Genomic DNA, 14,156 nt, shown 5'->3' on the forward strand with positions numbered 1-14,156 from the left:
TCATTGGAGACCCTATAGGGTCTCCTTTTTTTGTTCTTTTATATTTTATAAAATATAAGTTATATACAGTGGTCGATTATCTTCAGCTTTTAGTTATTTGACGCTAAATCGATTTGCGTTAAATAGTACTTCGTTATGTTAACAATTACTGCATTTGTGTCAACGTATTGCTTTCCCTTTTTACGCAAGTCCTGTTTTTATTAAAATAATAGAAGCTTGTTTATACAAAATGTCTTTGCGTTAATATCTTTTTATTTATTTGACAATTAATTTATTTCTTCATTCTTTATCACTACTAGCCCCTTCTTTTGAATTTGCCTTATAGAATATCTATAATGAACCGTATACCTTTAGAAAAAAGCCACAGGAGGTTACTATGATCTCATTTAGAAATGTAACAAAAGCATATTGCGATTTTTTAGCCGTTGATCATATAAATTTTGATATAGAGTCAAATGAGTTATTTGTTATCATTGGTCCATCTGGTAGCGGAAAGACGACAACGATGGAAATGATTAACCGTTTAACAGAAATGACAGAAGGCGACATATATATAGATGATAAAAACATCAAAGACATCAATAAAGTCGAGTTGAAACGTTAGATTCAGGGATCGTTTATGAGTCTCTTCGTACGAATAACATCGACGTTGCAGACGTATACGCAACAGACGCGCGAATCGAGGCGTTTGATTTAAAGGTAATAGAAGACGATAAAAATCTATTCCCACCATATTACGCGGCACCTGTCGTAAACAAAGAACTTCTTAAAAAACATCCAGAGCTTAGAGATATTTTAAATTCATTTGCAGGAAATATCGATGACGACAGAATGCGTGAATTAAATAAACGTGTCGACATCAACGGTAAAACTGAAAAAGAAGTTGCGATGGAGTTATTAAGAGAAGAAGGCTTAATTGATTAGAGGTAATTAAATGAAATTACAAGATGCATTAAAAAAAGTAAGCAGCGGTATTTCAATGCACGTTCCTGGCCATAAAAATAATACGATTGGTTTTTTATCTGACATTAAAATCGATTATGATTTAACGGAAGTTCCAGGATTAGATAATTTACATGAACCTGAAGACGTACTAAAAGAATTAAACGATACACTAGGTAGTCCGTATAATAGATACGCACAACTCGTTGTAAATGGTTCTACGACAGGGATGTTAGCATCGATACACGCATTAAATCATCAAAATAATAATTTTTTCTATATTGATGACGCTCATAAATCTTTATATAATGGGCTTTCGTTGCTCGATAAAACACCTCTAGAATTTCGTTTGAGTCACATTAAAAAAAGAGACGTCGTCGTTATAACGTCTCCGACTTATTATGGTGACGTGTTAGATGTTAAAGATACGATTACTGATGTTAAACAGCGTGGAGGTTACGTTATTGTCGATGAAGCGCACGGTGCACATTTTAGTATGACAGAAAACTTTCCATCTTCACTTATCGATAGTGACGCCGATGTCGTGATTCAGTCGTATCATAAAATGTTGCCGAGTTTAACTGGCGCTTCAGTCACGTTTGTTAAAGATAAATCAATTCATGATCGTATGATGCACTATATTAATATAATTGAAACGTCATCGCCGAACTATTTAGTGATGGCATCAATCGAAAGTGCACAACGCTTTTATAATACATTTGATGATCCTATATTTTTTAAAAAACGTGAACAGTTAATTCATCATTTAAAGCAGTGTGATATATCTGTTGAAACTGTCGATGATCCTGCAAAAATTGTATTAAACAAAGAGGGTCACTCCCCATATGATTTAGAACGTAGTCTTAGAAACGTTAACATTTATAGCGAAATGGTGAGTGAGCGCGGGGTGCTTTGGTGCTTACCGTTATGGCATGATAACGACCGATATCCGTTTGAACAATTATTAGAAGCGATTAGGAATTTAACAGTTAAGGAGTTAGATGAAATAACAATCGATATTTCTGAACTCCACGGTAAACGTGCAGTTGAAACAATCACGCCGTATCCGCCAGGCGTTCCGTTAATATTAGCAGGTGAAGTGATTGATATTAATAGACTGGATGAATTTGTTAAGAAAAATGTTAAAATAGAAGGACTAAGGAAAAACTTAGAGTATTATAATATAGAGGTATAACATGGGTATCTTCATTACGTTTGAAGGGCCAGAAGGGTCCGGAAAATCAACGATAATACAAGGTGTGAACGATTATCTTTTAAAACATCATGAAACGCTTGTCACGCGTGAACCAGGGGGTATTCCGTTAAGCGAGTCGATACGAGACTTATTGTTAGACGAAACGTATCATATGGATGGACATACAGAAGCACTACTATTTGCAGCGAGTAGACGTGTTCATTTAGTTGAAAAGATACTTCCTGCATTAAATCATGGTAAAATTGTATTATGCGATCGATTTATAGATAGTAGTTTGGCATATCAAGGTTACGCAAGAGGGTTAGGATTTGATCCGATATTTCAAATTAACAAATTTGCGATCGATACACATATGCCAGATTTAACGATTTACTTAAAACTCGATCCAAAAATTGGGTTGTTACGTAAAAAAGATAATGACGTTGAACATAACCGTCTAGACAACGAAGAGATAGACTTTCATGAACGTGTAGTTATGGGATATAATAAGTTATCAGAACAGTATCCGGAGCGCATTAAAACGATTGATGCGAATCAAGACATAGACGCTGTATTACACGATACGATTGATGCAATCACACAATTTATAAAATCTAGAGGTGAATAGTCATGAAAATGGTAATTGCGATCGTTCAAGATCACGACAGTCAAAGACTTTCAGATAAATTAACGAAAAATAATTTTAGAAACACGAAACTCGCTTCAACAGGGGGCTTTTTACGTTCAGGTAACACGACATTCCTTTGTGGTGTTCAAGATGAGCGCGTCGATGAGTTATTAAACGTTATCGATGACACATGCGGAAACCGCGAACAAACAGTTGCACCAGTAACTCCGATGGGTGGCAACGCGGATTCATATATTCCGTATCCAGTAGAAGTAGAAGTAGGCGGAGCGACAGTATTCGTCCTACCGATTGAACAATTTGAAAGATTTTAAGTATGGTCGATATTTCTCATACGTTAAATAAAATCATCGAAAATAATAAGCTCAGTCATACGTACTTATTTGAAAGTGATTCTTTAGAGACGTTAAAATCTGTATCTATGGAATTCGCAACGAAAATTCTTTCAGATGATACGCGCAGCAAAACAATGGTTGAATCGCTGAATCATCCAGATTTTTATTATCTACAAACAGATAGAGCGACAATTAAAAAAGAAGACGTTCAAGACGTCATGTACCAAATGAGTCAAAAGCCGGTTCAATCAAACTTTAAAGTTTATATTATTGAATCGTTTGAAAAGCTAACAGTTCAAGCAGAAAATAGTCTGTTAAAGTTTTTAGAAGAACCACCAAAAAATACAATTGCGATATTGCTTACAACAGATAAGAGTAATATTTTACCGACGACACTATCAAGAAGTCAGTATATGTATATACCGAGAAGACAAGATGAAACAATCGAAGAGTTATCTCATCTTTCTCATGGGCTACAGCAAATCGTCAGTCAGTATGGACTTGATTATCATCACATCATTGAACTTGAAGATCGATTTTCAAAAATTGTAACGGAATCAAAGAAAGTAGCTGAACTGTGGCTGAAAAAAGACGCACGCGCGTTAATCCGTTTGACGTCTCTCGTAGAACTATGTAAAGAACGTAAAGATTATTTCTTAGTGTTAACGTTATTAGATGGTATGATGCGTGAAGCAATGTATGACGTATTACAAATTGAGCAGTCGAAACTATTTAACATTGAACTAACAAACTTAGTCAATGTGATTCAATTGACAAGAAACTTAGAAAAGATAGAAGAAGCAAATAAAATGCTGAACTTCAATGTAAACAATATGCTCGTTTTGGAGAGCATGATTATTAGCTCGAAAGGTTGAGCGTGTTATGCTGACAGTAGTAAAAGCAACACTTTTAAAATATAACGAAATAGTATTTATTGAAGTAAAAAACGGTGAACAACTAAAATATGATGACATCATCGTCGCAGAGACGAGACACGGTAAGTTTTTACACAAAGTCCTTCAAGAAAATATAAACGTCACAGAGGAAAACATCGTCGAGCCAGACGGTCGTTTTATCCGTCTAGCGACAGACGAAGACTTTGAAAATGATGCACTAAATGATAGAGATGCAGAAGCGGCATTACAGTTTTGTAGAGACGCTGTTAAAGATGAAAAACTTGGTATGCATTTAATTACGTCGAAGTATTCATTAGATAAAGAAAAACTTATATTTTTCTTTACGGCGGATGAACGTGTCGATTTTAGATCGCTCGTACGTATTCTTGCTCAAGAATTTAAAACGCGTATCGAGTTAAGACAAGTCGGTCTACGAGAAAAAGCGCGTTATCTTGGTGGCGTAGGCCCATGTGGCTATAGTCACTGTTGTTCGACTTATTTAGGTAGCTTTGAACCGGTGTCAATACAAATGGCGAAAAACCAAGACTTATCACTCACGCCAGTTAAAATATCTGGAGCGTGTGGTCGTTTAATGTGCTGTTTAAGTTACGAGAATGATCATTACGAATCTGCGCGTAAAAGGTTGCCAGATGTCGGTGAGTTTATCTACACACCGAAAGGTAAAGTTGAGGTTATCGGTTTAAATATATTAGAACTACAAATCCGCACGAAAAATAAAGATAATTATATTTACGAATTTAGTTTAGACGAATTAGAAGCAAATGAGGTGTAGTAATGCGAGATGAGCTATTTGATCATATTCTCAAAATGGAAAAACACCTTGAAACGATGAACGCTGAATTCGATGAGTTAAAGACACGAACAGTAAAGCTGTTAGAAGAAAATGTTCGTTTAGAAATGGAAAATAACAACTTTAAACAATTGTTAATAGAGACAACGGCGGATAAAGAGAAGCCAGAACGCGAATCATTTAAAAGCAATACGTTACAAAGTATGTACGATGAAGGTTTTCACGTCTGTAACGTATCGTTTGGGACACATCGTCACGGTGAAAAATGTCTCTTCTGCCAAGAAATTTTAACTCGAGACTTATAAAAGCAGCGTTTAGCTGCTTTTATTTTATGGGGAGATATGATTTATGTTAAAAGAAAACGAACGTTTAGATGAGTTATATCGTGAGAATATGCAAATCATTCAAAGTGAAGAAACGTTTAGCTTTTCTATTGATGCGTTATTACTTGCAAACTTTGTCCACGTTACAAAGCGTGTTAAAACAATCGCAGATTTTTGTACAGGAAATGGGATTATTCCGTTGCTTTTATCTTATAAAACGAAAAAGCCAATTACCGGAATCGAAGTCCAGGAAAGACTTGTCGATATGGCTAAGCGTTCAATAGCATTAAACGATAAAAGCACACAGATAGAGATTGAGCACCTCGATTTAAATGATGTAAAATTAAAGTACAACCACTCAGTGTTTGATTTAATTACAGTAAATCCACCGTACTTTAAAAACAATCAACCGACGCATAGTTTGACGCATCACGAAATCGCACGCAGTGAAGTTTTAATTGATTTAAAAGGGATTATTAAAGCAGCACGTTACCTCATTAACAATAAAGGTAAATTTTATATGGTACACCGTGCAGAACGTGTGCATGAAATTATCTCATTATTACATGAACATAATTTTACAGTATCAAAACTACAATTTGTTTATAGTAAACGAACGAATGAGACTGCGCACTTTGTGCTCGTTGAATCGATATTTAATAGTACCGCGCTCGTAAAAGTGTTACCGCCACTTTATATTTACGATGAAAATGGCACATACACAAAAGAAGTGGAAGAGATATATTATGGGTAAACATCATATCTATATCGCACAATGTAGTGACGGCACGTATTACACGGGATATGCAATCGACGTCGATGCACGTATCGACGTACATAATAGTGGTAAAGGTGCGAAATACACACGCGCAAGACGTCCAGTCACTTTAAAATATACAGAGTGTTTTAACACGAAAAGTGAAGCGTTAAAACGAGAATATGAGATTAAACAATTCACGCGTGTACAAAAAGAAGCTTTAATGTCTGAGGTGAAACGATGAATTTATACATTGTAGGGACACCGATTGGTAACTTAGAAGATGCGAGTTTTAGACAAATTGATACTCTAAAAAACGTCGATGTTATTTTAGCGGAAGATACGCGAATGACGATCAAATTATTAAATCATTTTGATATCGATACACCATTAAAAAGTTATCACGATTTTAACAAAGAGACAGCGACAAAAGATATAATAGAAAAGATGAAAGACGGCACGGTGTTCGCACTTGTGAGTGATGCTGGGATGCCAATTATATCTGATCCAGGATATGAACTTGTTAAAAGTATGCAACAGGAAGATTTAAAATATACAGTGATTCCAGCAGCGAGTGCATTTCAGCAAGCAATTGTATTATCTGGTATCGAATCATTTGAATTCACATACTTCGGATTTTTACCAAAATCTAATAAGAAACGGAAAGAAAAGTTAGAAGAAATTCTAACTCACGATAAAACATCCGTCTTATATGAGTCGCCATATCGTGTAAAACAACTCATCGACGATATTTATAAATTCGATGAAAATAGAGTCGTTTCAATCTCTCGAGAAATCACGAAAAAATTCGAACAAACGGTGACAGACTCAGCTAAAAACGTTAAAGAAATGCTCGCGTCAGACATCCCTTTAAAGGGCGAATTTGTTATAGTAATAGAAGGATATATTGACGATTCAGTTGAAGAATTTGATATGGATATAAACACACATGTCGATATACTAATTGAAAGAGGATTAAAACCAAAAGCCGCCATTAAAGAAGTGGCAAAATTACGTAAATTAAAAACACAAGACGTATATGATACGTATCATAGAATTTAATAAATGAAGACAGAGGAGATTTCCATGACGAAAGAAACATTTTATATTACGACGCCAATTTACTATCCGAGTGGTCAACTGCACATCGGTAACTCGTATACAACAATCGCAACAGATGTTCTTGCACGCTATAAGCGCCTACAAGGATACGACGTGCACTACTTAACAGGTACAGATGAGCATGGTCAAAAAATTGAAACGAAAGCAAAAAGCTTAAATGAATCACCAAAAGAGTATCTCGATGGTATGGTAAAAGATATTAAAGAGCTATGGGAATTACTAGACATTACAAATGATCAGTTTATCCGTACGACAGATGAGTACCATAAAAAAGCAGTTCAAGATATTTTTGAGCAACTGTTAGAGCAAGGTGATATTTATCTTGGAGAGTATGAAGGTTGGTATTCAGTATCAGACGAAGAATACTTTACAGAAACACAACTCGCTGAAGTATATAAAGATGAAGACGGCAATGTAATTGGTGGTAAAGCGCCGAGCGGTCACGAAGTTGAGCGTGTAAAAGAAGAAAGTTATTTCTTTAAGATGAGTAAGTATGCGGATCAGCTATTAGAATATTATGATAAAAACCCAGAGTTCATTTTACCATTATCAAGAAAGCATGAAATGATCAATAACTTTATTAAGCCAGGACTCGAAGACTTAGCTGTAACGCGTACGTCATTTAGTTGGGGAATCCCAGTGCGTTCAAACCCGAAACACGTCATTTACGTATGGATTGACGCACTTGCAAACTACATTACAGCACTTGGGTATAAAAGTGATGACCCGTCTAACTTTGAAAAATATTGGCCAGCAAACGTTCAAATGATCGGTAAAGAAATCGTACGTTTCCATGCGATTTATTGGCCGATTATGTTACTTGCTCTAGATCTTCCATTACCTAAACGTATCTTTGGTCACGGCTGGTTACTGATGAAAGACGGTAAAATGTCTAAGTCTAAAGGGAACGTCGTGTATCCAGGTATGCTCGTTGAGCGCTTTGGACTCGATGCAGTACGTTACTACTTAATGCGTGAAGTACCATTTGGTTCTGACGGAGTATTTACACCTGAAGCATTCGTTGACCGTATGAACTACGATTTAGCGAACGATTTAGGAAACTTAGTGAACCGTACAGTATCGATGATTAACAAATACTTCGGTGGAGAAGTTCCGGAGTATAACGGAGCACAAAACGACTTTGACGCTGACTTAGAACGCACAGTAAAAGAAAGCATTGAAAAGTATGAACATTCAATGGACGATTTACAGTTTAACCGCGCACTTGAAGCGGTATGGACAATTGTAAGCCGTACGAACAAATATATCGATGAAACAACACCATGGATTTTAGCTCGTGAAGAAAAAACAGAAGCACTTGGTAACGTGATGGTTCATCTCGCTGAAAATATCCGTATTATCGGTATTTTAACGCAACCATTCTTAACGAGAGGCTCTAAAAAGATTTTTGAACAACTCGGATTGACTGAAGAAATTCAAACAGAGTACAACACAATTTACACATATGGACAAGTTGCATTTAGCTCACCAGTATCAAAGAAAGCAACGCCAATTTATCCAAGACTTGAAGTCGAAGAAGAAGTTCAGTTTATTAAAGAAGAGATGGCCAAGACTGCTCCAGCAGCACCTAAAGAAGACGCTGAAGAAGTAGAAGAAATTTCGATTGATGACTTTGATAAAGTCGAAATTAAAGTCGCAACAATCGTAAACGCATCAGAACATCCAAAAGCAGATAAATTACTAAAGATTCAAGTCGATCTAGGAAATGAAGAGCGTCAAATCGTGTCAGGTATTCGCGAGCATTATGAAGCGGATGAAATAATCGGTAAAAAAGTACTCGTCGTGACGAACTTAAAACCTGTGAAACTTCGCGGAGAGCTTTCTCAAGGAATGATTCTAACAGCAGAAAAAGATGCACGATTAACGCTCGTATCTGTACCAAACGGTATAGAAAACGGAAGCATTGTAAAGTAATTAAGGAGTGATTCGATGCTAATTGATACACACGTTCACTTAAACGCAGATCAATATGAAGGTGAAGTTGATGCGGTAATAGAACGCGCAAAAGAAAACGGCGTAGAAAAATTCGTCGTTATCGGGTTTGACCGTAAAACAATTGAGCGTACGATGGAATTAATCGAATCGTATGACGAAGTGTACGGCGTTATCGGATGGCATCCAGTCGACGCAATTGATTGTACGGATGAGGATTTAGAGTGGATTGAGTCATTATCCAGTCACGAAAAAATCGTCGCTATCGGCGAAATCGGACTCGACTATCACTGGGATAAGTCACCAAAAGACATTCAAAAAGAAGTGTTTATTAAACAAATTGAACTCGCAAAGCGTGTGAATTTACCGATTGTCATCCACAATAGAGATGCAGATGAAGACACGATAGACATATTAGAATCGCACGATGCAAAATCAGTCGGTGGTATTATGCATTCATTCCATAACGGTACTGATGAACAAATCGACCGTGTGTTAAATATGGGCTTTTACGTATCACTTGCTGGTGTTATTACATTTAAAAACGTGAAGCGTCCGAAAGAAGTGGCGCAATATGTGCCGCTCGACAGATTACTCGTCGAAACAGACGCACCATATTTAACACCCCATCCATTTAGAGGCAAACGTAACGAGCCAAAACTCGTTCGACTCGTCGCTGAAGAAATCGCACAACTGCGTGGAATTTCTGTAGAAGAAGTCGAAAAGGCAACGACAGAAAATGCAAAGAGAATATATAATATTTAAATAGGGGCTATAATGCCCCTGTTTTTCTTAAAAGGAAGAATTATAGTGAAACCATACATACGAGAGGTCATTATCGTTGAAGGCCGAGACGACACACGTCGTTTAAATGAGGTGTTTGATTGTGAGACTATTGAAACGAACGGCTCAGCAATAAACAAACGAACACTCGATGAAATCGAAGTCGCATTAAATACACGTGGTGCAATTATATTTACAGATCCAGATTACCCCGGACAAAAGATTCGAAATACGATACTTGAACGATTTCCAAATATTAAAGAGGCGTTCATCAGTCGTAACAAAGCCAAAAACAAACGAGGGAAAATCGGCGTTGAAAATGCATCGCCCGAAGATTTAAAAGATGCGCTAAAAAGGGTCGTGACGAGTGCTAAAACTGAAGTCGAAACGATAACAAAAAGTGACATGATCGACTTACAGTTATCCGGGCAACCAGATTCTAAAAAAAGACGACATCACGTGGCAGAGAAGCTAAACATAGGATACGCGAATGCAAATAGTATGCGTCAAAAATTTAACCGATATAACATTCAAAAAGAGTTGATTTTAGACGCTTTAAAAGATTATAAGGAATGATAGAGATGAAAGACATCGCAACAATTGGTCGTACAAAAGAAATCGTTGAAAAGTATAACTTTAGCACGAAAAAAAGTTTAGGACAGAATTTTTTAATCGACAGAAATATTATACAAGAAGTGTTAAAAAAAGCGAGAATTAACGACGACATCGGTGTTATTGAAGTAGGTCCAGGGATTGGGTCACTGACTGAACAGCTTGCAAAAGTGGCTAAAAAAGTCGTCGCATTTGAAATCGACGACCGCCTGATTCCAGTGCTTAACGACACGTTAAGTCCATATGACAACATTAAAATCATCCATGAAGACGTCTTACAGGCTGATATTGGAAAGGTCATTAAAGAGGAATTCTCTGACGTAAAAGAAGTTATCGTCGTCGCAAACTTACCGTATTATATTACGACACCGATTCTTATGAACTTTTTAATGTATCATAAAGAGATTTCACGCTTTTACACGATGATGCAAAAAGAAGTCGGTGAACGTCTAAGTGCGTCACCGAGCAGCAAGAGTTATGGTTCTTTATCGATTGCGATTCAGTACTATACAGAAGCTAAAATCATTCAAAACGTACCAAAAACAGTGTTTATGCCACCACCAAATGTTGACTCGATCGTCGTAGAACTCGTGAGACACGAAAATCCTCCGGTCAAAGTAGACGATGAAGAAACATTCTTCAAACTGACGCGTGGTGCGTTCGTCATGAGAAGAAAGACGATATACAATAACTATCAAAGCTTATTTAAAGACGGGAAAAAGAAAAAAGAAGACATATTAGCGATGTTAGAAGCCGCTGAAATCGATCCGAAAAGACGCGGTGAAAGCTTGTCAATACAAGAATACGCACGTATTTATGAAAGCTTCAAAAATAGTAATCTTAAATTTTAACAAATATGAATCTCAATGTATAGTCTAAACCCGTATCTTTTTAAAATAAATTGACTAAATTGTGAAAAAATGGTACAATAAGATAAGTAAAGATAAGGGTGGATGAACTATGGCAAAGACATTGAGAGATATAAGAGGAATCTTAGAAGACGAAGTAGGAAATCCAGTATTACTTGAAGCACAAGGCGGTAGACGAACAATCGTAAGACGAAAAGGTGTGTTAAGAGAAACACATCCAGCAATCTTCATCGTCGAGCTCGATCCAGAAAAACATAATTTTGAATGTGTATCATATTCATACTCAGACATCTTGACTAAACATGTAGAAGTCACAGTTTTCAATGAGGACAAGACAGAGAAGCTTGTATTGATTGAAGACGAAGAAGTGGCAAACTAAATACTTACATTATAGAACTGCACATCAATGATGTGCAGTTTTTTATTTGAACTTGTTGCTCATGAGGATGCTGCTCCAGATACCATGTCCAATCAGCAGTGCACCGCAAAGTGCAACAGAATAAGCAAGCTTTCCCTCAGAAAGATAGAAGCCGTAAACTGATAAATAAATTCCAAGACCGACAAGTAAAAATAAGTTATAGAAAGGGAATATTTTCCATTCCATTAAAACACTTTCTTTTTAATTTAATTTATATTATTATAACTTTATTTTATATAATACGAAATAAATAAATGAAATCAATACGAATTTCTGTTATCGATATTATCTCTATTATGTCTCGTATAACTATCGACTTTTAATTGTTTGTTTTATACTGTTAGAATCATATAAACGAATAAAATTTGTAAAAGCTAAGGATGATAATCAATGACAATTCCAAAGATTACGGTCATTGGGAGTTTGAATATGGATCTCGTCGTTACGACAGATATCGTTCCGAAAACAGGAGAGACGGTTATTGGTAATGATTTTGTGACGACGTGTGGTGGTAAAGGAGCGAACCAAGCAGTAGCAGCGAGAGAACTCGGAAGTGACGTGACGTTTATCGGTAGAATTGGATACGACGTTTACGGTAAAGAGATTCTAGAAAACTTTAAGTCTCGCGGAATTACATTTGTAGATGAAACACCTGTTAAAAACGTATCGACAGGGCTTGCGTGTATTACACTTGCTGACAAAGACAACTCGATTATTATCGTGCCTGGTGCAAACGCACACGTAACTCCTGAATTTTTAGAAGTACATAAAGATAAAGTAATCGATAGTGATTACGTGTTAACACAGCTAGAAATTCCAATCGAAACAGTCGATTATCTCGCGACAATTTGTAAAGAAAACGATGTGCCGTTAATAGTGAATCCAGCGCCAGCATCGGCACTCACGGACAACATTTTAGACGCATGTACATACATCACACCGAACAAAATCGAGCTGGATCAGTTAAAGTCCTACCACTCAAATTTAATGGATGATTATATCGACAAAATTATCGTGACGAACGGTTCGAATGGTTGTTTTTATTATGAAGATAAAAAAGAAGTAAGTATCGGAAGTTTTAAAGCAGAAGTTGTCGATACGACAGGAGCAGGAGACACTTTTAACGGCGCACTTGTAAGTGAACTCGCACGCGGAAAAGGTTTGAAAGAAAGTTTACGATTTGCGAACGCATCAGGTGCACTGAGTGTTACGAAATTCGGCGCGCAAAGTGGAATGCCGACGCGCGAAGAAATTTTAGCAATATTAGAAGCAAAGCATAAAAACTAAATCCATTATAAAAAGTACGAGTCCTATTTGAACTCTCGAATGGTTGGTTTTGATAGCCAAACGGATAGAAGTTTCAAAATAGGACTCATTTTTTATTCTTCTTTAAACGCCTCGTTATTAATGTCAGTAATAAACATATGCCCTGGTTTATGGCTAATCATAATCGAAGGTTTCGCTTGTAAAATTGCGTTTTGTGGAGTGACTCCACATCCCCAAAATACTGGTACTTCATCGTCTGCAATATCGATCGAATCACCATAATCAGGTTTTGTGATATCTTCGATCCCAATTGCACGTGGATCTCCGACATGAACCGGACCTCCATGCATATTTTTAAACTGAGATGTAATCTCGATTGCTTTATCAACTAGATTCTTTTTAATCGGGCGCATTGAAACGACCATATTACCATGGAAAATACCTGCACGCTCTGTTGGGATGTTTGTTTTATACATCGCGACGTTTTTATGTTGTTCAATATGCTTCAGCGAGATATCGCCTTTCATTAACGCGTCTTCGAATGTAAAACTACAGCCGATTAAAAATGAAACAAAATCATCTTGCCAAATGTCTGTTACGTCTTCGACAGTGTCGACGAGCGTTCCGTTCTTATAAATATTATAAAACGGAATATCAGTACGAATATCAGAATCCTTCGCGAAGCGGCTGATATACTTACCATCTTCGAGCACCTCAATAATCGGAATCGGTGTTTGATTGCGAAGTGCATACAGTAAAAAATCAAATGCGTATGCTTTAGGTAGCACAACAAGATTCGCCTGCACGTTATCATTTGCTAAACCAGACGTCGTATTCTTATGTCGGCCATTTCGAATCTCTTGACGAATTTCATAAGCATCCATAATATCTCTCCTCGATAAAAATGTTACTTATAGTTTACAGGAGTTTTGAGGAGATAGGGGTTTTTTGGGGGCGTTTGGGTGTTTTATCTTTAAAAGAGTAATAGAGAAACTTTGAGAAATTATATTTAACAAAATTTTAGTGATTCTGTTAGATATTCGGATATATTTAACATATTTCGTCCGAATTAATCACTTTTTGTTAAATATAATTTTTTATCTAACAAAAACGAGGCAAAATTCCGATTTTTTGTTAATTATCCGGATATATTTAACAAATTCCAGCATCCAAGGTACAAATTTGTAAATAAGAGTGATGAAAAGCATGGTGTCCTGCAGTTAACGGG

19 protein-coding genes are annotated in these 14,156 nt (G+C 36.5%); 17 read left to right on the forward strand and 2 right to left on the reverse strand.

Annotated features, from left to right (window positions below):
• The first annotated feature begins 376 nt into the window (after positions 1-376).
• The 16 genes from HMPREF2767_RS05790 to HMPREF2767_RS05860 all read left to right on the forward strand — a co-directional run bounded on the left by HMPREF2767_RS05790 (position 377) and on the right by HMPREF2767_RS05860 (position 11,623).
• Entirely contained in the window at positions 377-604 is a 228-nt protein-coding gene (locus tag HMPREF2767_RS05790) for an ATP-binding cassette domain-containing protein (protein ID WP_070623043.1), read from the forward strand.
• 38 nt (positions 605-642) lie between these two features.
• The gene (locus tag HMPREF2767_RS08615) at positions 643-924 is read left to right on the forward strand and encodes a glycine betaine ABC transporter substrate-binding protein (RefSeq protein ID WP_246828773.1); all 282 of its coding nucleotides are present in this window, start codon (positions 643-645) and stop codon (positions 922-924) included.
• A 10-nt stretch (positions 925-934) separates the two neighbouring features.
• Entirely contained in the window at positions 935-2,137 is a 1,203-nt protein-coding gene (locus HMPREF2767_RS05795; RefSeq protein ID WP_070623046.1) for an Orn/Lys/Arg family decarboxylase, read from the forward strand.
• Between the two features lies 1 nt (position 2,138).
• Positions 2,139-2,765, forward strand: a complete 627-nt coding sequence (tmk, locus tag HMPREF2767_RS05800; RefSeq protein WP_070623049.1) for a dTMP kinase — start codon at positions 2,139-2,141, stop codon at positions 2,763-2,765.
• Between the two features lie 2 nt (positions 2,766-2,767).
• A complete protein-coding gene (locus HMPREF2767_RS05805; protein WP_040928162.1) occupies positions 2,768-3,097 on the forward strand; it encodes a cyclic-di-AMP receptor in 330 nt (109 codons plus the stop codon).
• A 2-nt stretch (positions 3,098-3,099) separates the two neighbouring features.
• Positions 3,100-3,993 (forward strand): hypothetical protein, encoded by an 894-nt coding sequence (locus tag HMPREF2767_RS05810; protein ID WP_068128675.1) that lies wholly within the window; start codon positions 3,100-3,102, stop codon positions 3,991-3,993.
• A gap of 7 nt (positions 3,994-4,000) precedes the next feature.
• Positions 4,001-4,807 carry a PSP1 domain-containing protein gene (locus HMPREF2767_RS05815; protein WP_070623053.1) on the forward strand — a complete coding sequence of 269 codons (807 nt, stop codon included), beginning with the start codon at positions 4,001-4,003 and terminating at the stop codon, positions 4,805-4,807.
• Positions 4,808-4,809: 2 nt separating this feature from the next.
• Positions 4,810-5,130: an initiation-control protein YabA gene (locus tag HMPREF2767_RS05820; protein ID WP_040928164.1), complete on the forward strand. Its 321-nt coding sequence runs from the start codon at positions 4,810-4,812 to the stop codon at positions 5,128-5,130.
• 43 nt (positions 5,131-5,173) lie between these two features.
• Complete coding sequence (locus HMPREF2767_RS05825; RefSeq protein ID WP_070623056.1) at positions 5,174-5,902, forward strand: tRNA1(Val) (adenine(37)-N6)-methyltransferase; 729 nt, start codon at positions 5,174-5,176, stop codon at positions 5,900-5,902.
• Positions 5,895-6,149: a GIY-YIG nuclease family protein gene (locus HMPREF2767_RS05830; RefSeq protein ID WP_068128670.1), complete on the forward strand. Its 255-nt coding sequence runs from the start codon at positions 5,895-5,897 to the stop codon at positions 6,147-6,149. The genes HMPREF2767_RS05825 and HMPREF2767_RS05830 overlap by 8 nt, the downstream gene beginning before the upstream one ends.
• Entirely contained in the window at positions 6,146-6,967 is an 822-nt protein-coding gene (gene rsmI, locus HMPREF2767_RS05835) for a 16S rRNA (cytidine(1402)-2'-O)-methyltransferase (RefSeq protein ID WP_070458289.1), read from the forward strand. The genes HMPREF2767_RS05830 and rsmI overlap by 4 nt, the downstream gene beginning before the upstream one ends.
• A 24-nt stretch (positions 6,968-6,991) precedes the next feature.
• Positions 6,992-8,962, forward strand: a complete 1,971-nt coding sequence (gene metG / locus HMPREF2767_RS05840) for a methionine--tRNA ligase (protein ID WP_070623059.1) — start codon at positions 6,992-6,994, stop codon at positions 8,960-8,962.
• 15 nt (positions 8,963-8,977) lie between these two features.
• The gene (locus tag HMPREF2767_RS05845) at positions 8,978-9,745 is read left to right on the forward strand and encodes a TatD family hydrolase (protein ID WP_070458283.1); all 768 of its coding nucleotides are present in this window, start codon (positions 8,978-8,980) and stop codon (positions 9,743-9,745) included.
• 45 nt (positions 9,746-9,790) lie between these two features.
• Positions 9,791-10,339, forward strand: coding sequence for a ribonuclease M5 (gene rnmV, locus HMPREF2767_RS05850; RefSeq protein ID WP_246828771.1), 549 nt, complete (start codon positions 9,791-9,793; stop codon positions 10,337-10,339).
• Positions 10,339-11,226, forward strand: a complete 888-nt coding sequence (rsmA, locus tag HMPREF2767_RS05855) for a 16S rRNA (adenine(1518)-N(6)/adenine(1519)-N(6))-dimethyltransferase RsmA (protein ID WP_070623152.1) — start codon at positions 10,339-10,341, stop codon at positions 11,224-11,226. The genes rnmV and rsmA overlap by 1 nt, the downstream gene beginning before the upstream one ends.
• Positions 11,227-11,335: 109 nt before the next feature.
• On the forward strand, positions 11,336-11,623 hold the full coding sequence (locus HMPREF2767_RS05860; protein ID WP_040928170.1) for a Veg family protein: 288 nt from the start codon (positions 11,336-11,338) through the stop codon (positions 11,621-11,623).
• Positions 11,624-11,665: 42 nt separating this feature from the next.
• Here the strand turns inward: HMPREF2767_RS05860 and HMPREF2767_RS08685 are convergent, their stop codons facing one another.
• A complete protein-coding gene (locus HMPREF2767_RS08685) occupies positions 11,666-11,848 on the reverse strand; it encodes a hypothetical protein (protein WP_102167873.1) in 183 nt (60 codons plus the stop codon).
• A gap of 204 nt (positions 11,849-12,052) precedes the next feature.
• Here HMPREF2767_RS08685 and rbsK point away from each other — a divergent pair, with 204 nt between their 5' ends.
• Complete coding sequence (gene rbsK / locus HMPREF2767_RS05865) at positions 12,053-12,949, forward strand: ribokinase (RefSeq protein WP_371327358.1); 897 nt, start codon at positions 12,053-12,055, stop codon at positions 12,947-12,949.
• A 92-nt stretch (positions 12,950-13,041) separates the two neighbouring features.
• On the opposite strand, the gene HMPREF2767_RS05870 is transcribed toward rbsK, so the two are convergent.
• Positions 13,042-13,812 carry a putative hydro-lyase gene (locus HMPREF2767_RS05870; RefSeq protein WP_070623062.1) on the reverse strand — a complete coding sequence of 257 codons (771 nt, stop codon included), beginning with the start codon at positions 13,810-13,812 and terminating at the stop codon, positions 13,042-13,044.
• Positions 13,813-14,156: the final 344 nt, after the last annotated feature.

Source organism: Nosocomiicoccus sp. HMSC067E10, assembly GCF_001810835.1.
Lineage (GTDB): Bacteria > Bacillota > Bacilli > Staphylococcales > Salinicoccaceae > Nosocomiicoccus > Nosocomiicoccus ampullae_A.

Bases quoted from the DNA above. Each gene is read 5' to 3' on its own strand.
- HMPREF2767_RS05810 (WP_068128675.1), top strand. From the start codon at position 3,100: ATGGTCGATATTTCTCATACGTTAAATAAAATCATCGAAAATAATAAG.
- HMPREF2767_RS05860 (WP_040928170.1), top strand. From the start codon at position 11,336: ATGGCAAAGACATTGAGAGATATAAGAGGAATCTTAGAAGACGAAGTA.
- HMPREF2767_RS05870 (WP_070623062.1), bottom strand. From the start codon at position 13,812: ATGGATGCTTATGAAATTCGTCAAGAGATTCGAAATGGCCGACATAAG.
- rbsK (WP_371327358.1), top strand. From the start codon at position 12,053: ATGACAATTCCAAAGATTACGGTCATTGGGAGTTTGAATATGGATCTC.
- metG (WP_070623059.1), top strand. From the start codon at position 6,992: ATGACGAAAGAAACATTTTATATTACGACGCCAATTTACTATCCGAGT.
- HMPREF2767_RS05820 (WP_040928164.1), top strand. From the start codon at position 4,810: ATGCGAGATGAGCTATTTGATCATATTCTCAAAATGGAAAAACACCTT.
- HMPREF2767_RS05825 (WP_070623056.1), top strand. From the start codon at position 5,174: ATGTTAAAAGAAAACGAACGTTTAGATGAGTTATATCGTGAGAATATG.
- rsmI (WP_070458289.1), top strand. From the start codon at position 6,146: ATGAATTTATACATTGTAGGGACACCGATTGGTAACTTAGAAGATGCG.
- HMPREF2767_RS08685 (WP_102167873.1), bottom strand. From the start codon at position 11,848: ATGGAATGGAAAATATTCCCTTTCTATAACTTATTTTTACTTGTCGGT.
- HMPREF2767_RS05815 (WP_070623053.1), top strand. From the start codon at position 4,001: ATGCTGACAGTAGTAAAAGCAACACTTTTAAAATATAACGAAATAGTA.
- HMPREF2767_RS05845 (WP_070458283.1), top strand. From the start codon at position 8,978: ATGCTAATTGATACACACGTTCACTTAAACGCAGATCAATATGAAGGT.
- HMPREF2767_RS05795 (WP_070623046.1), top strand. From the start codon at position 935: ATGAAATTACAAGATGCATTAAAAAAAGTAAGCAGCGGTATTTCAATG.
- tmk (WP_070623049.1), top strand. From the start codon at position 2,139: ATGGGTATCTTCATTACGTTTGAAGGGCCAGAAGGGTCCGGAAAATCA.
- HMPREF2767_RS05790 (WP_070623043.1), top strand. From the start codon at position 377: ATGATCTCATTTAGAAATGTAACAAAAGCATATTGCGATTTTTTAGCC.
- HMPREF2767_RS05830 (WP_068128670.1), top strand. From the start codon at position 5,895: ATGGGTAAACATCATATCTATATCGCACAATGTAGTGACGGCACGTAT.
- HMPREF2767_RS05805 (WP_040928162.1), top strand. From the start codon at position 2,768: ATGAAAATGGTAATTGCGATCGTTCAAGATCACGACAGTCAAAGACTT.